The organism is Deferribacter autotrophicus, from assembly GCF_008362905.1.
In the GTDB taxonomy this organism is placed as follows: Bacteria; Chrysiogenota; Deferribacteres; order Deferribacterales; family Deferribacteraceae; genus Deferribacter; species Deferribacter autotrophicus.
Window position 1 is genome coordinate 92,753 of record NZ_VFJB01000004.1, and the last position, 21,523, is coordinate 114,275.

Genomic DNA, 21,523 nt, shown 5'->3' on the forward strand with positions numbered 1-21,523 from the left:
CTATCTTCTATATTTTTTTACTATATAAAACACACATATATACACTATAAAAGCAGCTACTATGCCGACAACATGAGTACCCACGAAAAAAGGTATAAATATTTCTTTCACGTTATTAAACATATCATGAAAAGTTAAATGCTTCCAATCTATTGATATATTAACTTTTATATCGGTTAAAATTAATCCCACTTTATAACAAAAAGCATAAATAAATAAAATCGTGATTGGATTAGTAATATAAACACCTAGAATAACTGGATAAATAGGCAAATTAAAAACATAAGAAACCACTATACCTAAAACTGTATGAAGGCCAAAGTAAGGTGAAATACCTATAAATGTACCAATAGCAGCAGACAACGCAACAACATTCGCAGACCTATCTATTTCTAACAGTTTTTTTAACTTATCCCGAAGTTTAATATTACCCTCTTAAACAATCATTTACAAAAATTAGTCTTCAACAGCAATTTTCAAAATATCATCAAACTTTTCCACAAATACCATTTTTAATGATTTTCTTATATCCTTCGGCAATTCTACCAAATCTTTTTCATTCTTTTTAGGTAATAATACTGTTTTAATATTGTGTCTTTTTGCTGCCAAAAGTTTTTCTTTTATCCCACCTATCGGCAACACCTTACCTGTAATGGTAATTTCACCTGTCAATGCTACATCTTTTTTTACTTTTACTTCTTTAAACACAGAATAAATAGCCGTTGCAATTGTTATACCTGCAGAAGGGCCATCTTTCGGTATTGCACCGGCAGGTACATGTATATGTATATCATATTGGTCAAATATTGTCTCATCTATTCCATACTTTGAGGCAATAGACCTAACATGAGTTAGCGCCGCTCTTGCCGACTCTTTCATCACATCACCTAACTGACCTGTAAGTATGAGGTTACCTTTACCTTTATACTTAGTGCATTCAACAAACAGTATTTCTCCACCAAATGGAGTCCAGGCAAGACCTGTTACAATACCTACTTCATTTTCTTTCAACTCATCTTCAGCTAAGTATTTAACGGGACCAAGATATTTTTGAAGAACTGCTTCTGTTATTAAAAATTTATCCTTTTTCCCTTCAGCATACTGTTTTGCTGCTTTTCTACAAATTTTTCCTATTAATCTCTCAAGGTTTCTCAGGCCAGATTCTCTTGTATATCCAGAAATTATCTTATCTACAGCTGCTTTAGTAAATTTAATCTGTTTAGGTTTTAATCCATTTTCAACAATTTGACGAGGAATCAAATACTTCTCAGCAATCTTTACCTTTTCTTCTTCAGTATAACCAGGCAAATATATTATCTCCATTCTATCTTTCAACGCTGGAGGAATAGGATCCAAATAATTAGCAGTGGTAATAAATAGTACTTTAGACAAATCAAATGGCACACCAATATAATGATCCACAAAAGCATGATTCTGCTCAGGATCTAAAACTTCAAGTAATGCAGAAGAAGGATCACCTCTGAAATCCATCCCTATTTTATCTATTTCATCAAGCATAAAAACAGGGTTATTAGTGCCGCAATTCTTTATCCCCTGAATAATTTTACCAGGCATTGCCCCAATGTAGGTCCTTCTATGCCCTCTAATCTCTGCCTCATCCCTCATTCCACCAAGGGAAATCCTATGAAACTTCCTCCCCATCGCTCTTGCTATGGATTTACCAAGGGAGGTTTTACCTACTCCTGGAGGTCCTATAAAACAAAGTATTGGACTTTTCATATTAGGATTGAGCTTGCGAACAGCTAAAAACTCCAAGATCCTCTCTTTAACCTCTTTCAATCCGTAATGATCTTCATCAAGTATTTGCTTTGCACGTTTTAAATCTAATTTATCTTTACTGCTTTTACTCCAAGGCAACTCCACAAGCCACTCAAGATAAGTCCTCACAACGGTTGCTTCAGCTGAGTCAGGATGCATTTTTGACAATCTATCAAGCTGTTTTTCAGCCTCTTCCTTAACCTTTTTGGGCATCTTTGCTTTTTTGATACTCTTCTCAAACTCTTCTATCTCCTTTTGAAAATCATCTTCTTCACCAAGCTCTCTTCTTATAGCTTTCAATTGTTCTTTTAAGAAATATTCACGTTGACTCTTATCAATTTCCCCTCTTGCATCATTTAGAATTTTTTGTTGAACCTCAAGTATTGCAATCTCTCTATTCAGAGAATCAGAAACTTTTTTTAATCGTTCAACTGGATTTTGTATTTCTAAAACTTCTTGTGCTTCATTTATTTTCAATCCAATATTAGCTACAATTATATCCGCAAGCTTTCCCGGATCATCTATACTATCAATAATAGCAAGCAAATCTGGAAGCATCGGTTTACCAAGGCTAACAGCCCTACCAATTTGATCCTTAACATAACGAGTTAATGCTTCCACATTTAAATCTTTTTCTACTTCTATCTCACTAATTGGCCTAACTTTTACCTTGTAATAAGGCTCCTTTGAAACATACTCTTCAATACTTCCTCTTTTTAACCCCTGAACAAGAATTTTTACTCTGCCATCAGGAAGTTTTAACATTCTCAGTATCATTGCAACACAACCAACTCTGTATATGTCATCCTCTTTTGGGGATTCAATCATTGCATCTTTTTGAGCTGCTAAAAATATTAACCTATCTTTGTTCAGAGCATCATCTATGGCAGCAATACTTGATTCTCTACCCACAAAAAGTGGTAAGACCATATAAGGGAAAATAACAATATCTCTTAAAGGCAATAAAGGTAACTCTTCAGGTATATTTATTTCATGTTCTAAATTTTCCATCATTCCTCCCTCTTTTTTCTATTAATAATAATCTCTAAAACACCATCTTTTAACGCTGCCTTAACATTATCTTCATCAATATCCTCAGGCAAAGATATTGCTCGTCTAAAAGGGAAAAAATCTCTTTCCATACGGAAATATGTAACTTTTTGATCATATTTGATATCTGATTTATATCCCTCTAATATCAAATTATTTTCATAAAGATACACTTTAAAATCTTCAAGTTTGACACCCGGCAAATCCACCAAAACTTTAATTTCATCACTATACACAAAAACATCCATAAGAGGGTAGTTACTCTCAAATACAGATTTTTTGCTCAATATCCTATCCAATAATTCAAACATGTCATTCAGTTCTCTACTTAAAATACCATGAATTAATCTAAACCTTGTTACAGGATCATTGCCCATTTAAATATCCTCATATAAATTTATTTTTTATCAACTCTACTACATAATCTCTCAAATCATCTCTTTCCAATGCAAAATTAAGCGTTGCTTCAATATAGCCTTTTACATTACCACAGTCAAACCTTTCCCCTTTAAATTTATAGCCATAAACCAGTCCCTTTTCAGCTTCTTTTTTTATGGCATCAGTCAACTGTATCTCACCTAAGGCCCCGCTTTCAATGTTACCAATATTTTCCATCACAGCACTCGTTAAAACGTATCTACCAATAATTGCAAAATTTGAAGGAGGATTCTCTCTAGGCTTTTCCACCATATCATTAAGCTTGAAGAGTCTATCATTTATTTCTTCTTCAATAGATACAATACCGTATTTCGATGTATTTTCTGGTGCTACTTCCTGCAAAGCTATTACACTCCCCCCCATTTCATTATACTGTTCAATAAGTTGTCCAATTACTGGCTCTTTACTCAAAATCACATCATCTGGCAAAATTACTGCAAAAGGCTCATCCCCCACTATACTCTTAGCACAGTAAACTGCATCACCAAGTCCTCTCTGCTCCTTCTGTCTCACTGATATAAACTCGCAGCAATTTGCAAGATACATTATTTTTTTCAACTCCTCCTCTTTACCACTCCTACTCAAAGTTTCTTCAAGATCAAAAAATCTATCAAAATGATCCTCTATAGGTTTTTTATGCCTTGATGTTACAAATATAATGGTTTCAATACCAGAATTAATAGCCTCCTCCACTGCATACTGAATAAGAGGTTTGTCAACAAGTGTGATCATCTCCTTAGGAATAGCCTTAGAAGCTGGCAACATCCTCGTCCCAAATCCTGCAACAGGCAATACTGCTTTTCTTATTTTTTTCATTTATTCCCCCTTAATAAATTATTATACCTGCATAACCCACTACCTGAGAGAAATCACTATTTACCACTCCACTATGGGTATGCTCTACAAGTAACGAATTATTAGCACCAAATCGTTTTGCAATTTCTATCCCTACAATTGCAGGATAAATGCCACACATACTTATATCTTTTTCAAATACAGTATCGTACAACTCTTTGCTATCCATATTCAAAATCTGTTTAATTGCTAACATATCTTTTTTCTCAGTGATCTCAGCATTTTCATAATGATTAAAATCTGAACTCACTATAATTGTTATATTTTCATCCTTAATATTCTCGTAAATTTCTTGAGCTAAATTTATACATTCCTCATACCGTATTGGCATCATAGTAATAGCAGAAAAACTGAAATCTTTTTTAAAATATTTTAACATCGGTAAAATTACTTCTAAGGAATGCTCTCTAACGTGGGCTATGATATCTTCTTTAATGTACGAAATATTCAATAACCTACTATTTAAATCCCTACTAATCTTCACATCACCAAAAGGAGTTTCCCACTCCCCTTCAGGATAAAGGGCTACTCTTTCACCAAATCCTGTATGATTTGGACCTAATAATAATATTTTATCTTTTAAATTTAGCCTTGAAATAGTTTTAACAGCGGTAACTCCTGAATAGGTATAACCAGCATGTGGCACTATAGCCATAATTCCATCAATTTTTTCACCATCATAAGCGTGTTTGCTGAAAAAACTTGTTAATTCATTCAAATTATCAGGATAAAAATACCCCTTTACCGCTGCTTTTCTGTACATATAAACCTCGCTAATTTTTCATACCAGTCATCCCATATCTTTATGGAAAAATTAAAAACGCTATAGTCATTAATATAAAAAAACTCTTTTCCATTTAACGATTTTTTCTCAATCCAAGGATTCTCTTTTTTAGTAATTTGTCCAATCTTTTTTACTTCAAGATTATAATTATCCAGGTATTTATAAATTTTATTCAGCTCTAAATTAGAATTTTCAGTTTTAACAATAATATAATTTTCATACCTAAAAATTTCAATTCCATTTTTCTTCAATATATAGAAAGTTGATTTTTGAATAGTATCAATAAACTCCTGTTCACCCTCAATTTTAAAAATATTATAATCATTTCCTAAAAAACCAAGTTTTAATATTTCCTGCTTAGGAAGATAAGAAAATACTATTTTATAATTCTCCCCATCATTTAAAATATCAGAAAATCTTTCTGTCTTTGATTTCTCCAGAGGTTGGGATTCTTTGAAAGACTTTATTCTTTCCATTAATGAAACAGTATTAAAACCGATTCTCTTTTTATATCGTAAAAATTTTAGTTTATTAAATAAACTTTTTTTAAATAAATAATAAATATCTTCTTTGCTTGTATTGATATTTGATAATGAACTAAATCTAGTTATCTTATCGTCTATCAAATATGCAGAATCAAAAAAACAAGGAAAATATAAATCAGTAGATGCATAAATAACTTTATACCCCATCCTCTTAATAATTCTTGATAATTTAATCATATTTGGAGATGGGTTGACAAAAATAATTTCATTAATAACTTCTGATCTCATTGTAAAAAGAGTCTCTTTCCACAGGAATTAAATTAGCTGATTTTATTAAATATACTAACTCTTCTAACGTTAATCCTTCCTTACTTTTAGCACCAGCAGAATGAGTAATGTTCTCCTTAACAATTGTTCCATCAAGGTCATCTGCACCAAATTTTAATGCCACTTGTGCAGTTTTTTCACCTAACATTACCCAATAAGCCTTTATATGAGGAATGTTATCCAAGACAATTCTAGACAAAGCTATAATTCTCAAGTCTTCGACACCTGTTGCTGGTTTCATATGGTTTAAAAAGGTATTTTCAGGATGAAAACTTAGCGGTATAAAAGCTACAAAACCTCCAGTTTTATCTTGTAAATCTCTCAATTTCTCTAAATGATCTAAAATGTCATCCATACTTTCCAGATGTCCATAAAGCATTGTAGCATTGCTTTTTATCCCTTCTTTATGAGCAATTTCCATAACCTCAAGCCATCTTTCTCCAGAAATCTTCTCAGGACAAATTTGCCTTCTAACTGCAGAAGCAAAAATCTCTGCTCCCCCACCTGGCATCATATCAAGGCCAGCTTTTTTCAATCTTTTTAAGACCTCATTTACAGGCAAATCACTTATCTTGCTAAAATAGTCAATCTCAACAGCACTAAAAGCTTTCACCGCTTTTTCAGGAAAATTTTCCTTAATTGCTTTAACCATATCTAAATAGTATTCAAAAGAATGATGAGGGTGCAATCCTCCAACAATGTGTATCTCCTTTGCATCTTCTCCTTTATCACCAATATATTTTACAATTTCACTCAAATCCATTGAATAACTATCATCATCCCCCTCATCTTTTGCAAAAGCACAAAATTTACACTTATTCAAACAGATATTTGTATAATTTAAATGAATATTTTTAACAAAGAAAACCTTTTTACCCCATTTTTCTTCTTTTATCCTATTCGCTTCCTTTCCAAGCTCAATTAAATCATTGCTTAACACATCTACCATGTAAATCCTCTCCTTTTCATAGCTGATTTAAAAGCCTTCACAATCTCAGTATCAAACTGAGTTCCACTGCACCTATCCAATTCTTCCATAGCCCAGGTTAATGTTCTTCTTTTCCTGTAACTTCTATCTGTAGTCATAGCATCAAAGGAATCTGCCACTTGCAAAATTTTTGCACCAAGAGGTATTTCATTTGCCGTTAATCCAAAAGGGTAACCGCTGCCATCAAGTTTTTCATGATGATATAAAATATAATCAGGAACATCGCCTAGAAATTCAATAGGTTCAAGAATTTCCTTACCATATATAGGATGTTTTTTCATTTCTTCAAATTCTTCATCGGTCAATTTATCAGGTTTTGTAATAACATGAGTTGGCACTCCAATTTTACCAATATCATGTAGTAAGCCTGCATAAGTCATTACTTCTTTAAAGTTTTCAGAGAAACCAAACTCTTCCACTATCATTAGAGAATAATTTTTTACATTTTCAGAATGACCACGGGTATAATGATCTTTTGCATCAACAGCCACAGCCAATGAATTTATTGTTTCGAAATAACCTTTAGCCAATTCTTCATAAGTATATGAATTTCTTAATGCAATAGAAAATTGATTTACAAAAATTGAATAAATTCTTTCATGGATTACATCAAACACCTTTGAACCAACATTTACAAGAGCAAAGATTCCCCATACAAACTTTTCAAAATACATTGGAATAACAAGTAAATTAACATCTTTACCATTTATTTTCACAGACTCATTTATTAAATTCTTTCCATAAAACAGTTGAGCAGCATTTTTAAAGCTAAACCTTGTATCAAGATAATGTTTTATATCTTCACTCAAATTATATGATTTCTTAAATGCCTTTGTAAATATGTGAAAAAAACAACCATAAACTAAAGAATCCGAAAAAAGCATTTTCTCCATTCCATTCAAAATCTCTTCATGATCTAAGGTCTTATTGAAAAATAAGCCAGCATCGTATATTTTTAACAACTGCTTGAGTTCTACTACTTCTTTTTTTAACTTTCTATTTTCATCAGCCTTTTGTAGCTTATTTATCAAATCTTCCACTTTAAACGGTTTAGTAACATAATCAAAAGCACCTTCCTTCAAACATTCTATTGCACTATCAATACTAGGAAATCCTGTCATAACAATCACTGGTAAATCAGGATATCCCTCCCTAATCTTACGAAGCAATGTAATCCCATCCATTTCAGGCATTTTGATATCTGTAATTACAAAATCAAAATAATTTTTCTCCAATAACTCTAGAGCTTCATATCCACTACTTACACCAACAACCTGATAGCCTTCCGTGGATAAAATTATGTCAAGACTATCTCTTACATAATCTTCATCGTCTACAACTAAAATTTTGTATTTAAATTCTTCCATAATAACTCCTAAAATTTCCCAATATAAACTGGGATATTGTGTATAATATTAACAGTGAAACTAATCAATTTATCTATTATCCATGGAAAAAAAATTATCAACGCTACAACAACTGCAAGTATCTTAGGTATGAATGTCAATGTCATTTCTTGAATTTGTGTCACAGCTTGAAAAATACTTACTATTAAACCAACAACTAATCCAAAAATAAGCATTGGTGCTGCAATCATCAAAGTTAGTTCCAACGTTTTTGTCGTTATCTCAATAACAAAGTCTACTGTCATTTTCAACCTTTATAAAATTATCCTTAAAAAACTCCCATCCATCAATTATTCTGAGGCTTTGCCCCAGACCCCAATGGCAAAGTAATTTTTATCCCCTTGCTTTTTAAAACATTTATTATTTATTTTAATCCTATCCCCAAATTTTTCAGCATGAAACTCAAAATATTCGGGAAAAAACTTACTAATTTTATCTTAAAGTTTATATATTTATAATCAGTTAGCATTTTCTCAGTGCTAACTAATAAAAACTTTTTACTAAAGAACCAATTATTAAACCCCACCCATCCACTAATACAAATAGTAATATCTTAAACGGCAATGATATCATAACAGGAGGGAGCATCATCATACCCATTGATAAGAGAACACTTGCCACCACAAAGTCAATTACTAAAAATGGTAAAAATAGTAAAAAACCTATCTCAAAGGCCGTTTGCAATTCACTGGTAATAAATGCAGGAATGATAACAGTGTCAGGTATATCATCTGGTGTTTTAGGTCTCTTTATTTTTGCTATTTCAATAAATGTAAGTAATTCTTTTTTTCGAGTGTTTTTTAATAAAAATTTCCTCAACGGCTTTTTTGCCTCAACAAGTGCTTGGGTAAAAGTAAGCTTACCATTTAAATAGGGCTGTAAAGCCTTTTTATTCATTTCACTAAAAACTGGAGACATAATGAAAAAAGTTAAAAATAGCGCAAGACCTATCAAAACCTGGTTAGGTGGCGATTGCTGTGTACCTAAAGCACTTCGCAAAAAAGAAAACACAATAATAATCCTTGTAAAAGAAGTGACCATTAGCAGTATTGCTGGAGCTAAAGTAAGAATGGTTAGTAAAAAAATGATTTGTAAAGTAATTGCTACATCATTTGGATTTTTAGCGGTTTCCACACCAAAACGAAATGCGGGTAAAGGAATATTATCAGCTGCATTAACATAAAAGGAAGAAAAAAGAATTAATAAAAAAGTAAAAAAAACTATTTTTTTCTTAGTGATTCAATCTTCTCCCTTACAATAGTTTTTGTGATTTCCATATCTTCTTTCGTAATTTTTTTACCAAAAAAACGTAAATAACTTGAAAAATCTTGATATTTAGAAAAACCTTTTTTTAGCTTACTAATTTCCTCATCGTCTGTAAGCTTATCAATCATTGTAACAGATGCATTTGTATAAGCCAATATGTACAGTATTGAACCTAATTCAACAAATATCAATGAAACACCCGGAATCAAATCCATTTTACCTAAAACGCGTCCAACTCCTGGTATAACCTGATGCAGCTTTTTTTTATACAAGAATTTGAAAATTATAAAAGAAAAAATTATCATCAGCAATACAATAATGAGGCCAACGACTATGCGTATATAAGGACTCACTGCATGAGCATTACTATAACTCACCCCATTTTGAAATGGTATAACAATATTTAAATTATTGCCATTTACCTTAAATGTCGGTTCTACAACATTATTTATATAACTTATCTCAATATTATATTGACCATTCGCATCATAGTATCCTTTTACATATGAAACTGGTAATCCTAAAAATTCTCGATTAAACTGTTCACCCTTTAATCCATCAATCAAATAATAAACAGTGTTTTTATTAACTTTTTTCTCAATCAATTTAGGAACATTTTTAAAATTTATATTTAACGACAAATAATCTTCTTTCACATCATAATCAAAAGACCAAACACTTAAAGAAATAAGTAGACAAAACAAAGTTAAAACAATTTTTTTAATCATAAAGTCCATCTCTTTTTTTATCAATTATATTTTCCAATGTATAAATATCAGAAATTCTTACAGCGAATTTTTCATCTATTACCATCACTTCACCTTTGGCTATCGGACGATTAGCCACAAGTATATCCACTGCTTCTCCGGAAGTTTTATTTAATTTTACAATTGAACCACTATGCCAAGCCAGCATTTCTTGAATTGTTATTTTTTCCCTTCCCAATTCTACTACTACATCTAATATTACTTCTCCAAATTCCTCTTTTACTCTTTTAATATTATTTTTCATTTCACACCTATTGTGCTACAAACTCTGTAAAATATATACTTCTTATTGTTCCACTTGTTAAGATAAGATTTATTCTCCTTATCAGCTCTTGTTTTAAAGCAAGCTTTCCTTGTGCAGTACTAACTTCAGCATATGTTTTAGATGATAAAACCGTTAAAATAACATCCCTAATTTGAGGTTTTCTTTTATCCATTTCTTCCTGCAACTTTTCATTATCAAGCTCAAGTTGCATTGTAACCTTTAAATACCTTGTACCACCAGGATCTGCAAGATTTACTATAAATGTATCCAATGAATACAACGGTCCAATGCCTGCATCCACTTTAGCTTGTTTCTTCTCTTTTACTGTCTCTTCAGCATTTTTATCAGCTTTCCCCTTTACTAAAAAGAAATATGCAGCTCCGCCACCAATAAGCAACACAACTACTAATATTATAATGAGAAACAATTTAGATTTTTTCTTCTTTTTACCACCTTCTTCCTGCTCTTGAGTATTTTTTCCTTCATCAGCCATCAAAAACCTCCACTGTTATTTTCTTCAAAGATATTTTTACTTGATTCTGCAAGTTCTGGACTCACAAAATTAATTTCAACTCTTCTATTTTTAGCTCTATTCTCTGGAGTAATATTTGGTACTATAGGATGATATTGAGCATATCCAGCAGCACTAAGTTTTTCAGGTTTTACCCCTTTTCTTATGAAAAACTTAACAATTGCCACAGCTCTAGCAGTCGAAAGCTCCCAATTTGAAGGGAATTTCGGTGTATGAATAGGTATATCGTCAGTATGCCCTTCTACTAGAATATTATATGGTGTATCCCTCATCACTGCCGCAAGTTTTTCAAGAATAGGTATGGCTGAAGGTAATATATCTGCACTTCCAGGTTCAAATAACACTGAATCCATAATCCTTACAGAAATACCTTTATCAGTCTTCACCACCGAAATCTGACTACTAAGATTAGCTTGTTCTACATAATTTCTTAAACCTGCTAGCATTTGCTGCTCAGTTTTTTTTATCTGTTGTACAAAATCCATTCTTGATAGAATCTCTTCTTTACCTATTTCCGATTTCCTACCAGCTTCAAGTACACCTAGTGCTCCTTGAAGAGATCCAAGAGCTTCCTTTATTTTCCTTTGATCTAGAGACGCCATAGATAAAAGCAAAACAAAAAAGGTTAAAAGCAAAGTTGTCATATCTGAAAATGTTACCATCCACTCAGGAGCACCAGCTTTACACTCTTCACACTTTTTTTCAGCCATAACTCACCTATTCAAACTGCGACTTCCTCATTTTTGGAGGAAGATATGCATTAAGTTTTTGTTCCACAATTCTTGGGTTATCACCAGCTTGTATAGCCATAATTCCAGCAATCATTATCTCTCTCAATAAAATCTCTTCCGCAGAACGAGTCTTCAACTTACCAGCCAAAGGTGCAGCAAAAAGGTTTGCAATAATTGCCCCATAAAATGTTGTAAGCAATGCTACAGCCATAGCAGGACCAATAGAGCTTGGATCATTCATAGTCTGAAGCATTGCCACTAAACCAATCAGAGTACCAATCATCCCCATAGCTGGAGCAAAACTTGCAATACTTTCAAGTATCCCTACACCTTCTTTATGCCTTTCTTCCATATAAGATAATTCTGTTTCTAAAATAGATTTTATTACCTCAGGTTCAGTACCATCAACTGCCAACCTAATACCTTTCTTCAAAAACTCGTCACTGATTTCATTCTCTGCTGATTCTAGAGCTAATATTCCGTCCCTTCTTGCTCTTACAGCAAAGTTAACAAGTTGTTCGATAAGCTTTGCAGGATCCTCTGACTTAAAAAGAAATGTCTTCATAACAATAGCAATTATATTAAATACCTTATTCATTGGGTAATTCATAAAAATTATACCAAATGTTCCACCAATAACAATTAACACAGAAGGGATATCAATATATACGCCTACACCAGGCCCCATTAAGAGAGAAACAAATACCAAAACATAAGCAAGAACAATACCAATAAGGGTTGCTATATCCATACTATTTCACTCCTAAACAATTATAATTAAAAAAACAATAACTTTCAAAGAAAATTTATACAGATGGGGATGTAATATCAATCCCCATTTTATCTTTTCAGATTCATCAACTCCTGTAACAGTTCATCACTGGTAGTAATGACTCTTGAGTTAGCCTGAAAACCTCTCTGAGTTGTAATCATATTTACAAATTCTCTTGCAAGATCGACATTTGAGTTCTCAAGAGCTCCTGATGCAATAGTTCCTCGACCTCCTGTAGAAGCACGACCGATTGCTGCCTGTCCAGAGTTTGGCGTCTCAGCAAATAATGTATCCCCTACCTTTAAAAGACCTTCTTGATTAGTAAAAATTGCTACCCCGACTTGCGCAATAAGTTTTATTTCACCATTCGTATAAGCCCCTATAATTTCCCCCGAATCATTCACAGACAATCTTTCTAGTGAGCCCATTGGATATCCATCTTGATCTGTTTCTGTTATTGTTGATTCAGCAGCAGAAAGTGTCATCCCATCATAATTTCCCGGGGTTCCTAAATTAACACTAACACCACTCATTATTGAAGCACCATTTGCAGGTGATAACGTAAATGACAAATTTGATAATATATTATTTGTATATAAATCATATACCCCTTGGAACGAACCATCCTGATTAAATCTTACAATCACAGTATTTCCAGTTGTTCCATCTATAGATATTGAATCATTAGAATCAGCAGGTTCTATTGTAAGTTTCCACTCATTATTGGCCTCATCGTATAATTCAAAATTATAATTAACAACATGGGGGTTACCTTGAGCATCATATACTGTTTGACTAGTAATTAACTGACCACCTGAAGCATTTTGCAACGTTTGATACTTCATATAGTCAGTAAATGTAGCATAAGAACTTGCTCCAGAGACAGAAAAATTAATATAATCAATATTATTTGGTATACCTTTTTCCCCAATTACCTTAATTTTTCCATCTTCTATAGTAATGCTGTTATCTGGAAGTCCCATATATGATTCTAAACCATTTAACAAATCACCAACTGTTTTACCTAATACAGGGACATAGTTTGTAGCTTCTGGGTCACTATTTGGTTCTTTACCTCCAATCTGCGCATCAAAATATATTACTGCATCGCTATCAAGGCCAAGAGTTAAACCAGAATTAGTATATAAATTATCTAAAGAATCAGACTCCTTTGCATATCTTAAAAATCTGTTACTATATATTGGAGGATTTGTTTCACCAGCACCTAAAAGGATATCATTACTTGTAACAATATTTGATTCAAAAACTGTCCCACTATAAGCCTTATCAATTTTAAAACCTCTTATATCATTAGAAGACACATCAGGGATGCCATCTTGATCAGCATCAATGACTAAATTTTTGTAAACAAACATACCAGAATTTTCATCATAATTTACGGAAAAACCTTCTGAAACATTTTCGCTAATTGCAGACGTAATCTCAGAAGCTAATTCACCTAAACTATTAAAATCGCTTCCAGCATTTAATATTTTTTCATAAAATATTTCATTACTTTCTTTCGTATCATTTGAAACATAAGCACCTACAAGTGATTGTAAAACAACAGCAAGATTAGGATTACCTGAAAATGAATTAATTGTAAAGTTATTAGTACTTTCAATTTTTATTTTTCCTTCAGATAAACTTGCAGTTGCACCATAATTATTTAATATATTATTTAATTCATCAATAAATCCTTGTAATGTTTTAAATTTTCCATTACCTATATTATTATTGTCAAAGTCATCTTCATTACTATCATAAATTAACTGATGTTCTGTGGTCGTATCAGATTGAGTAATAAAAATTGATATATTTTTATTAGAATCCAACCCTAAACTGACATCACTTGAATTATAAACTTTTGCCATATCAGTTATTTTAGTAGCAAGGGCTTTTATTCTAACAGGCTCCCCTTCTACCAAATCTAATTTTAAACCATTTGAACTATGCAGATCAAAAATATTATCATTACTTGCAGCTGTTGTCATAAGTGGCTGAAACTCTAAAATAGTTGGCTCAGCCCTGGTATCAAGATTTCCAACAAGTGAGACATTTTCAGTAGCCCTTGCAGGTACACTTGTATAAGCAGAAGAAAGCTGGATATCAGAAACCTCTGTATCAGTAAGTATTTCACCTGTTGCAGCATCGGCCATCCATCCCTGAACTATAAAACCATCTGGAGTAACAAGATATCCATCTTTATCAAAAGTAAAATTTCCTGCTCTTGTGTAATACATTTCGTTTTCATTCTCACTTCTTACCACAAAAAAACCATTCCCTTGTATTGCCATATCTGTCGTAACACCGGTATTTTGAAGAGTCCCTTGAGTAAAAATAGTGTCAACGGACGCTGTAGAAGTTCCTGTTCCTATTTGTTTAGGGTTAATCCCTCCAAGATTACCAGCAGGCGCTTTTCCCCCACTGATTGTTTGACTTAACAAATCTTGAAACACAATCCTAGAAGTTTTATATCCCACAGTATTTACATTAGCTATATTATTACCGATCACATCCATACTTTTTTGATGCTCATTCAAACCAGTAATACCTGAATATAATGACCTTAGCATCTATACACCTCCAACATTCTTAATTATATACGGAAATTATTTCTTCTGGTTTTACTTGTGTAAAACCTAAGTCAAATACAGTATCGTTTCCATCCCTTAAAATACCTATAACTTTTCCGGATGAATACAGTCTTACAGGTATTTCATTTCCGTCATTATCTTTAGCGATAACTTGGTACGAATAATAGCCTGGTTGTAACTTGACACCATTTTTATCAGTCAAATCCCAGCTGAAAAAATTCTCACCATCTACTGCTTCAAAATTTACTTCATTTACCAGAGCCCTTTTTTCATCATAAATTTTTATTACAGTATCTTTTGGCTCACCTGCTAATTCAAACTTTAATACAGCACCATCTTCTTCTGTGCTAAATTTGTTCCCATAAAAATTAATTGTTTTATCAATGAATCCTACTGCGGAAAAAAGGTTTAGATTACTGCTTTCTTCATTATCTATCAATTTATCAAATTTCTCAGATATATTTATCAACTGCTCAAGAGATGAAAACTGTGTGGTCTGTGCAATAAACTCATTGTTATCCAGAGGATTCAATGGATCTTGATATTTCAGTTGAGTAACCAGCAAATTTAAAAAATCATCTTTATCAAGCTCTTTTTTAGGCTCCCTACTACTATCCATTGAATACAAAGTGGTTGTTACGTTATTTGTATCATATATCATCTGTTATCCTCCTATGCATAAAGTGCATTACTATAATTTTCTTTTTCTTTATTGATGGTAACTCTATCAGCTGCACTATTTCCATTTTTAAAACCATTCTTTGTATCTCTATGATTGAATTGTTCCTTGGATGAATCATCAGTTAGATATCCAAAATCAATGTTGGAAAGATTTATCCCTTTAGCCTCTAAATGCTGTCTTATCAAATCAGTCTGTGTAACAAGTAAATTCTTTGCTTCATGTGATTCCACAAAAAGTTTTGCTGTTAATTTTCCGCTAACATCACTAATTTCAATTTTTAAGTTTCCAAGATGCTCAGGATGAAGTTTTACAACTATTTTTTGTCCACCTTTGATATTTGTCATCTTCAAATAATCAACAAACTTCAAAATATCAGTTGGCTTTTCAACTTTAATTTCATTTTTAACTAACACATTATTATCTTGACTATTTGAATGAAATAGCAACGACTGATCAGATCTAAAATCTATTTCTTGTTTATTCCCTTGAAAATTTATTTTATTTATGTTTAAAAAATGTTCTGATAATAGTTTCTTTTTATCAAAAACAAGCTTGGTATCTAATCCATTTTTTAAAACTTTACTAATATGTTGTGTATCTTTGGCATTTCTTACTGTTTTTTCCATTTCATTTACAGCCTCACTCTTTAAATCCTCCTTATCAACCTGTTCTGACAACAAATAAGTTTCATCATTCACTATTTTTTTAAATTTAATATTCTCAATATCGCTTAATATCTTTTTCACTTCTTCATCAGAAATCCCAAGCTCTAACAGCATCTCTTTCATTATTTTTTTTGCTTCAGCATAATTTTCTGCACTTTTAATATTCTCAATACTTTCTGTTGAAACTTCCAGATTAAGCTGCTCTAATATCTTTTGTAAAAATGAGATTATATTCTGAATATCACCTTGATTTTCTTTTGCATTATTATCCTCATTATCATTGAGCTTATTACGAAAAATCTTATGAAATTTTTCATTATCATCTGAGTTTGATTTATTAAGTTTTAGTTGTGTTTTAGGTTTTTCAGAAATGATATCATTAATATTAATTAATGCTTGCTCCATAGCACACCTCCACCCTGTACATAGAAAAATAAATGCCAATATTTATTAATTTCACTTAAAAACACTGCGAAACATCTAACAGTATAACTTGTTAATAAATAAGAGAAAATAATTTTAAGAAATTAACTGTTTAAAAAGGAATATATTTCCTGAGCAGCTTGCTGGGAGGGATTATAAATGGAAAAAATTTCTCCAATTTTTGATAACTCATTTTTATAATATTCATAATTCTCAAGTAACTTAAAAGTATAGTCTATTAAATTCTCCGGTGTCAAACGGCTTTGTAACAATTCAGGAACAATCTCTTTGTCAGCCACAATATTTGGTAGTCCTATATATTTCGTTTTAATAACTAGTCGTCCCAATATTTCTGTGATTTTTCCTACTTTATACATAAGAATTAATGGAGTTCCTACAATAGCACTTTCAAGTGTAGCAGTACCTGAACAAACCCACAATAAATCAGAATACTTCATAACATCATAATTATATCCTGCTGCTATTGGAATATTTTCATTACCAATGTATGAAAGCAAAATTTGTTTATCCAAATTATCAGCTTTTGCTATTACAAATTGAAAATCATCTTTAATATTTTTTATGGCCTGCATAATAACAGGCATTAATGCTCTGATCTCTTTGACTCTACTTCCGGGTAAGATACCTATAATTTTCTTATTTTTAGTAAGCGAAAATAATTTCATAAAGTCATTTCCATTACTAATTTTATATTTTATATTATCTATAATGGGATTGCCTACAAATTTTGCATTTATCCCCTTTTTCTTGAATAACTCTTCTTCAAAAGGTAAAATGCATAGAACTAAATCAACATACTCTTTAATCTTTTCAATTCTACTATAATGCCATGCCCAAACCTGGGGCGCTATATAATAAATAACTTTAAAACCGTTTTCTTTTGCAAATTTTGCAAATCTTAAATTAAAACCAGGATAATCCACTAAAATCACAACATCAGGCATAACTTCTAATAATTTTCTTTTTAATGTTTTAAATAGATTTGCAATGAATGGTGCTTTACGAATAATCCCATCAATACCAATAATGGACATATCATTTATATGAAAATATTGGGTCTGACCCAGCTCCTTTAACCTATCTCCACCTGTTCCATATAAAGAGAAATCCGCCATCTGAGAAAGATGGCGGATCATATTCGATGCGTGTATATCTCCCGATTCTTCGCCGGCTATCAAAAACAGCTTCATCTATTCTACAATTTTAGGTGTTATAAATACTAATAACTCCTTCTTAGTTGTTGTATTCGATTTTGCTCTAAAAAGTGCACCAAGTATCGGTATCTTACTTAAAAATGGAACCCCCTGGTATACTTCAGACTTTTCATCTTCATAAATACCACCTATTACTGTAGTCTCTCCATTTTCTAAAAGCACTTGAGTCTTAGCTTTTTTCTCTTCAGTTGTTGCTGTATTTGCAGTGACAGAACCTAGAGAACTTTTTTCAACTTCAATATCTAAAAAAACCATACCATTCTGGGTAATATGCGGTTTAATTTTCAGTTTTATACCAACATCAACCTCTTGTGTTTCTGTATTATCACCTGTTGGCACAATAATTGCCGTACCACCACTTTTAATTTCAGCTTCTTGATTATTTAATGTTGTAATCCTTGGACTTGAAATAGTTCTTACCTTATTTTGACTCTCAAGAGCAGATAAGGCTACATCTAAATTAAATGTTCTAGATAAATTTCCTAATGACAGTGCTAACGCCCCAGCTGGAGTACCAACAGGTAGATTTACAATGTATCCAGAACCACTAATTCCTGTCGATCCTGTATTTCCATTAATAGTGATCGTATTGGGGAAATTTACAGATGTGGAATTAACATTGTAATTCCCACCCCACTGAATACCCAAATTCAGATTATTTGTATCTAAAACTTCTACTATTCTTGCTTCAATTGTTACCTGAGGGGTCTTTTTATCAAGCTCTTTTAATAATTCACGCGCTTTATCGATTGATGATTTTATGTCAGTTATTACAAAACTATTAGTCCTTGAATTAATTTCAAGCTTACCTCTTTCGCTTAGTACTGATTTTATTATCGCAGTAAATGCAGATGCTTCAGAAAAATTTACAGGAACTGTTTCAGTCACCAATGGCTCAACTTTTTTTATAGCCTCTTTTTCTTTTATTTTTTTAATTTCTTCTGCCTTCATAGCAGAATATCTTTGTTTCGTTAAAATCCAAACCAAATTGTCATCTTCAATTTTCACTAAGTTATTCTCTTTTAAAATAATTTCTAACGCCTGTGTATATGGAATATCTTTTACAAAAAGTGTTGCCTTTCCACTCACTCCATTCCCAAAAACAAGATTCTTTTTTCTACCAAAGTATATAAGTTTAATGGCTTCACGAACATCCATATCTTTAATGTTAAGAGTTATCAAATCAATTTTACTTACTTTTTTCTTATCCTCTCTAGACTCCAGAAGCTCTAATCCTTTACTAAATTTAACTGTAGCTTTACTAAAATTCTCAAAACTACCACTAATTAAAATACCTTCAGGGGCTGTTTCAACATTAGCGTAAACCTCATATCCATTCGGAATAATTAAAATTGCTGTTTTCCCCTCATAGTTTACAATCTTTAAATACTTAAATGGCGATTTTTCACTAAAATTGATAATATTTTTTACTCTATTTAGTATTTTAACATCATCATCAAAAATTACTAAAAGATTACCATTTACAATTTTTTTCGTAAAATTAATTCTTCCTGTTGTTTTTACAATTATACTTTGAAAAGTTTTTACCGAAATAGTTTCAATTCCCACCAAATACTTTTGTTCTTTTGGGAGGCTTTCAAAATTGTTTGATAAGATCAGATAATTTCTATCTTGAGCGGCAAACACAGTTATAGGATGAATAAGTTTAATTAACAATCTAACCTTTTGAGGAGGATAATACTCACCAATTTTCACATATCTTATTATACCCTTATTATATTTTAAGTACTTCTTCTCACTAACATTTTTTACATCAAATAAATCAACATATAAATAATCATTATCTAAATAACCATAATCATATCTAACCACACCATTTAGTTTAATTTTAAATAATAAGTTGGAGCTATCTGAGGAATTTTCAATATCAAGCAGTTTGCTACCTACCAAAATATCTTCAGTGAGTGGTGCGGTATAATCCAAGGTTTTACCAATTTCTTTCTCTTCTACTGTTAAAGGTAAAAATGTCAACAATACCTTATTATCCTTAACATTATACTTATATCTAACATCTTTATTGAGAAGTATCTCAACATTGGCACCATATCTATCTTTATAAATTAAAACAGACTTAATGTTATCATCAGTATACTTAAAATTTAATAATTCAGAACTGACACTACAATCAGGCACCAATATTGTTAATTTATATGGTTCTTTACCATAAAATACTTTTACATCACTTTTATAATTCATTAACAATTCAGCTTTATATTCATCTTTAATTTTAGCTATTTTAAACTCTTTTATTTCATTTATATGTTTTACTTCCACAGTTTTCTGAGCACATGAAAACAAAAACATCAATGTTAAAAAACTTATTAAAAACTTAATATATAACTTCATTATTTACCCTCCTTCTGGGTTAAATATATCTCTTTAATATCAGTTCTTATATTACCAAATATATCTTTTTCAGTTTGTCTTACCACAATCATATCTTCACTTACCGAAATTATTTTACCTCTATTTACACCAATTTCATCACCAACCTTAACATAATAATTATTCCCACTTATATCGATTACGCCTACATTACCAAAAGAACTTTTAAGTATTCCAACAAGTTTTATCTGATCCAAACTGACTCTAAAGAGAGGATTCCCTTGACCTTCAAGATCTTGACTATCTTTATATAAATCAACAACAGATAAGAAAGGATCTCTACCTGCTTCATACTTAAGTGGTTTGTAATCTTTAGCAAAAACTTGTCTTAATTTCTCTTCTTGCTTTTCTAACGTTTCTTTATCTATCTCAAACTTCTCCTGCTTAATTTTCACAGGTTTCTTTTGAGGTTTAAACTCAATATCAGAGTTATCACAACCTGAAAAAATAAAAATCACCAAAAATATCAGTCCATATAAATAATTTATCATTTTGCAGCTCCACTAACTGGCACATTAAACATATAAGAATTCATACCTAAATTAGCCTTAAGTATTAAATTCCCTTCCTTATCTTTTATAGGATTAATACTTAAAGAATTAATATTTATTATCTTATCTAAGAAATTAATCCTATAAACAAAATTTACTAAATCTAGAAACCTACCTTCCATGTTCATATTAAAGTTAACAGATGAATGAAAATCATCGATTTTTCTTATACCAGTGGGCTGAAAAAGAGATACTTTAATTCCGTTTCTCTCAGCTAATCCTACAATTTGATCATACAAAACGTTATAATTTCTCTCATTTGGTAAGATTTTAAGTACTCTGTTGAATTGTTCATTGACTATTTCAAATTCTTTTTTAAACTTTTTATAACTCAGCATAACAGGTTTTAACCTTGAAACAGAAAGAGCTAGTGAATCATAACGTTTCTTCAATTTATTAATTTCTTCCACCTGAGGTTTGTATGACATAAAATAATATACAGCAATGATTACAATAATAATGGCAACCTCAACAACTATTCTAAACTTTAGTGGAACACTAGATATAATTTTTATCATC

General features: G+C 31.5%; 22 protein-coding genes. All 22 read right to left on the reverse strand.

The genetic code is table 11. From position 1 onward, the window contains the following. The 22 genes from FHQ18_RS04415 to FHQ18_RS04520 all read right to left on the reverse strand — a co-directional run bounded on the left by FHQ18_RS04415 (position 1) and on the right by FHQ18_RS04520 (position 21,522). Complete coding sequence (locus FHQ18_RS04415; protein ID WP_149265963.1) at positions 1-426, reverse strand: DUF2062 domain-containing protein; 426 nt, start codon at positions 424-426, stop codon at positions 1-3. Positions 427-456: 30 nt separating this feature from the next. Further along, entirely contained in the window at positions 457-2,790 is a 2,334-nt protein-coding gene (gene lon, locus FHQ18_RS04420) for an endopeptidase La (protein WP_149265964.1), read from the reverse strand. Continuing rightward, positions 2,790-3,206, reverse strand: a complete 417-nt coding sequence (locus FHQ18_RS04425) for an Hsp20/alpha crystallin family protein (protein WP_149265965.1) — start codon at positions 3,204-3,206, stop codon at positions 2,790-2,792. The genes lon and FHQ18_RS04425 overlap by 1 nt, the downstream gene beginning before the upstream one ends. 10 nt (positions 3,207-3,216) lie before the next feature. Further along, positions 3,217-4,083, reverse strand: a complete 867-nt coding sequence (galU, locus tag FHQ18_RS04430; protein ID WP_149265966.1) for a UTP--glucose-1-phosphate uridylyltransferase GalU — start codon at positions 4,081-4,083, stop codon at positions 3,217-3,219. A gap of 10 nt (positions 4,084-4,093) precedes the next feature. After that, positions 4,094-4,885 (reverse strand): AmmeMemoRadiSam system protein B, encoded by a 792-nt coding sequence (amrB, locus tag FHQ18_RS04435; protein ID WP_149265967.1) that lies wholly within the window; start codon positions 4,883-4,885, stop codon positions 4,094-4,096. Beyond that, on the reverse strand, positions 4,864-5,679 hold the full coding sequence (locus tag FHQ18_RS04440) for a hypothetical protein (RefSeq protein ID WP_149265968.1): 816 nt from the start codon (positions 5,677-5,679) through the stop codon (positions 4,864-4,866). The genes amrB and FHQ18_RS04440 overlap by 22 nt, the downstream gene beginning before the upstream one ends. Next, the gene (gene mqnE, locus FHQ18_RS04445) at positions 5,660-6,667 is read right to left on the reverse strand and encodes an aminofutalosine synthase MqnE (protein ID WP_149265969.1); all 1,008 of its coding nucleotides are present in this window, start codon (positions 6,665-6,667) and stop codon (positions 5,660-5,662) included. Before mqnE ends, FHQ18_RS04440 begins: the two co-directional genes overlap by 20 nt. After that, positions 6,661-8,073 carry an HD domain-containing phosphohydrolase gene (locus tag FHQ18_RS04450; RefSeq protein ID WP_149265970.1) on the reverse strand — a complete coding sequence of 471 codons (1,413 nt, stop codon included), beginning with the start codon at positions 8,071-8,073 and terminating at the stop codon, positions 6,661-6,663. The genes mqnE and FHQ18_RS04450 overlap by 7 nt, the downstream gene beginning before the upstream one ends. Positions 8,074-8,081: 8 nt before the next feature. After that, positions 8,082-8,357 (reverse strand): flagellar biosynthesis protein FliQ, encoded by a 276-nt coding sequence (gene fliQ / locus FHQ18_RS04455; RefSeq protein ID WP_149265971.1) that lies wholly within the window; start codon positions 8,355-8,357, stop codon positions 8,082-8,084. A gap of 238 nt (positions 8,358-8,595) precedes the next feature. Further along, positions 8,596-9,351 (reverse strand): flagellar type III secretion system pore protein FliP, encoded by a 756-nt coding sequence (gene fliP / locus FHQ18_RS04460; protein WP_425457882.1) that lies wholly within the window; start codon positions 9,349-9,351, stop codon positions 8,596-8,598. Beyond that, positions 9,333-10,106 (reverse strand): hypothetical protein, encoded by a 774-nt coding sequence (locus tag FHQ18_RS04465; protein ID WP_149265973.1) that lies wholly within the window; start codon positions 10,104-10,106, stop codon positions 9,333-9,335. The genes fliP and FHQ18_RS04465 overlap by 19 nt, the downstream gene beginning before the upstream one ends. After that, a complete protein-coding gene (locus tag FHQ18_RS04470) occupies positions 10,099-10,389 on the reverse strand; it encodes a FliM/FliN family flagellar motor switch protein (protein ID WP_149265974.1) in 291 nt (96 codons plus the stop codon). Before FHQ18_RS04470 ends, FHQ18_RS04465 begins: the two co-directional genes overlap by 8 nt. Before the next feature lie 7 nt (positions 10,390-10,396). After that, complete coding sequence (locus tag FHQ18_RS04475) at positions 10,397-10,903, reverse strand: flagellar basal body-associated FliL family protein (RefSeq protein ID WP_149265975.1); 507 nt, start codon at positions 10,901-10,903, stop codon at positions 10,397-10,399. Further along, the gene (locus FHQ18_RS04480; RefSeq protein ID WP_149265976.1) at positions 10,903-11,652 is read right to left on the reverse strand and encodes an OmpA family protein; all 750 of its coding nucleotides are present in this window, start codon (positions 11,650-11,652) and stop codon (positions 10,903-10,905) included. The genes FHQ18_RS04475 and FHQ18_RS04480 overlap by 1 nt, the downstream gene beginning before the upstream one ends. A 7-nt stretch (positions 11,653-11,659) precedes the next feature. After that, positions 11,660-12,424 carry a motility protein A gene (locus FHQ18_RS04485; RefSeq protein WP_149265977.1) on the reverse strand — a complete coding sequence of 255 codons (765 nt, stop codon included), beginning with the start codon at positions 12,422-12,424 and terminating at the stop codon, positions 11,660-11,662. Between the two features lie 89 nt (positions 12,425-12,513). Continuing rightward, positions 12,514-15,021 carry a flagellar hook-basal body complex protein gene (locus tag FHQ18_RS04490; protein WP_149265978.1) on the reverse strand — a complete coding sequence of 836 codons (2,508 nt, stop codon included), beginning with the start codon at positions 15,019-15,021 and terminating at the stop codon, positions 12,514-12,516. Positions 15,022-15,040: 19 nt separating this feature from the next. Further along, entirely contained in the window at positions 15,041-15,703 is a 663-nt protein-coding gene (locus tag FHQ18_RS04495) for a flagellar hook assembly protein FlgD (RefSeq protein WP_149265979.1), read from the reverse strand. An 11-nt stretch (positions 15,704-15,714) separates the two neighbouring features. Then, the gene (locus FHQ18_RS04500; RefSeq protein ID WP_149265980.1) at positions 15,715-16,794 is read right to left on the reverse strand and encodes a flagellar hook-length control protein FliK; all 1,080 of its coding nucleotides are present in this window, start codon (positions 16,792-16,794) and stop codon (positions 15,715-15,717) included. 122 nt (positions 16,795-16,916) lie between these two features. Further along, positions 16,917-18,023, reverse strand: a complete 1,107-nt coding sequence (gene lpxB / locus FHQ18_RS04505; RefSeq protein ID WP_149265981.1) for a lipid-A-disaccharide synthase — start codon at positions 18,021-18,023, stop codon at positions 16,917-16,919. After that, a complete protein-coding gene (locus FHQ18_RS04510) occupies positions 18,024-20,414 on the reverse strand; it encodes a type IV pilus secretin PilQ (protein WP_149265982.1) in 2,391 nt (796 codons plus the stop codon). It lies immediately after the preceding gene. After that, positions 20,414-20,944, reverse strand: a complete 531-nt coding sequence (locus tag FHQ18_RS04515) for a pilus assembly protein PilP (RefSeq protein WP_149265983.1) — start codon at positions 20,942-20,944, stop codon at positions 20,414-20,416. Before FHQ18_RS04515 ends, FHQ18_RS04510 begins: the two co-directional genes overlap by 1 nt. Further along, positions 20,941-21,522: a type IV pilus inner membrane component PilO gene (locus tag FHQ18_RS04520; RefSeq protein ID WP_246798645.1), complete on the reverse strand. Its 582-nt coding sequence runs from the start codon at positions 21,520-21,522 to the stop codon at positions 20,941-20,943. Before FHQ18_RS04520 ends, FHQ18_RS04515 begins: the two co-directional genes overlap by 4 nt. Position 21,523 lies beyond the last annotated feature (1 nt).

Bases quoted from the DNA above. Each gene is read 5' to 3' on its own strand.
- FHQ18_RS04470 (WP_149265974.1), bottom strand. From the start codon at position 10,389: ATGAAAAATAATATTAAAAGAGTAAAAGAGGAATTTGGAGAAGTAATA.
- FHQ18_RS04450 (WP_149265970.1), bottom strand. From the start codon at position 8,073: ATGGAAGAATTTAAATACAAAATTTTAGTTGTAGACGATGAAGATTAT.
- FHQ18_RS04510 (WP_149265982.1), bottom strand. From the start codon at position 20,414: ATGAAGTTATATATTAAGTTTTTAATAAGTTTTTTAACATTGATGTTT.
- FHQ18_RS04440 (WP_149265968.1), bottom strand. From the start codon at position 5,679: ATGAGATCAGAAGTTATTAATGAAATTATTTTTGTCAACCCATCTCCA.
- FHQ18_RS04500 (WP_149265980.1), bottom strand. From the start codon at position 16,794: ATGGAGCAAGCATTAATTAATATTAATGATATCATTTCTGAAAAACCT.
- FHQ18_RS04515 (WP_149265983.1), bottom strand. From the start codon at position 20,944: ATGATAAATTATTTATATGGACTGATATTTTTGGTGATTTTTATTTTT.
- FHQ18_RS04520 (WP_246798645.1), bottom strand. From the start codon at position 21,522: ATGATAAAAATTATATCTAGTGTTCCACTAAAGTTTAGAATAGTTGTT.
- fliQ (WP_149265971.1), bottom strand. From the start codon at position 8,357: ATGACAGTAGACTTTGTTATTGAGATAACGACAAAAACGTTGGAACTA.
- mqnE (WP_149265969.1), bottom strand. From the start codon at position 6,667: ATGGTAGATGTGTTAAGCAATGATTTAATTGAGCTTGGAAAGGAAGCG.
- FHQ18_RS04465 (WP_149265973.1), bottom strand. From the start codon at position 10,106: ATGATTAAAAAAATTGTTTTAACTTTGTTTTGTCTACTTATTTCTTTA.
- FHQ18_RS04475 (WP_149265975.1), bottom strand. From the start codon at position 10,903: ATGGCTGATGAAGGAAAAAATACTCAAGAGCAGGAAGAAGGTGGTAAA.
- lpxB (WP_149265981.1), bottom strand. From the start codon at position 18,023: ATGAAGCTGTTTTTGATAGCCGGCGAAGAATCGGGAGATATACACGCA.
- FHQ18_RS04495 (WP_149265979.1), bottom strand. From the start codon at position 15,703: ATGATATATGATACAAATAACGTAACAACCACTTTGTATTCAATGGAT.
- FHQ18_RS04480 (WP_149265976.1), bottom strand. From the start codon at position 11,652: ATGGCTGAAAAAAAGTGTGAAGAGTGTAAAGCTGGTGCTCCTGAGTGG.
- FHQ18_RS04485 (WP_149265977.1), bottom strand. From the start codon at position 12,424: ATGGATATAGCAACCCTTATTGGTATTGTTCTTGCTTATGTTTTGGTA.
- lon (WP_149265964.1), bottom strand. From the start codon at position 2,790: ATGGAAAATTTAGAACATGAAATAAATATACCTGAAGAGTTACCTTTA.
- galU (WP_149265966.1), bottom strand. From the start codon at position 4,083: ATGAAAAAAATAAGAAAAGCAGTATTGCCTGTTGCAGGATTTGGGACG.
- FHQ18_RS04425 (WP_149265965.1), bottom strand. From the start codon at position 3,206: ATGGGCAATGATCCTGTAACAAGGTTTAGATTAATTCATGGTATTTTA.
- amrB (WP_149265967.1), bottom strand. From the start codon at position 4,885: ATGTACAGAAAAGCAGCGGTAAAGGGGTATTTTTATCCTGATAATTTG.
- FHQ18_RS04490 (WP_149265978.1), bottom strand. From the start codon at position 15,021: ATGCTAAGGTCATTATATTCAGGTATTACTGGTTTGAATGAGCATCAA.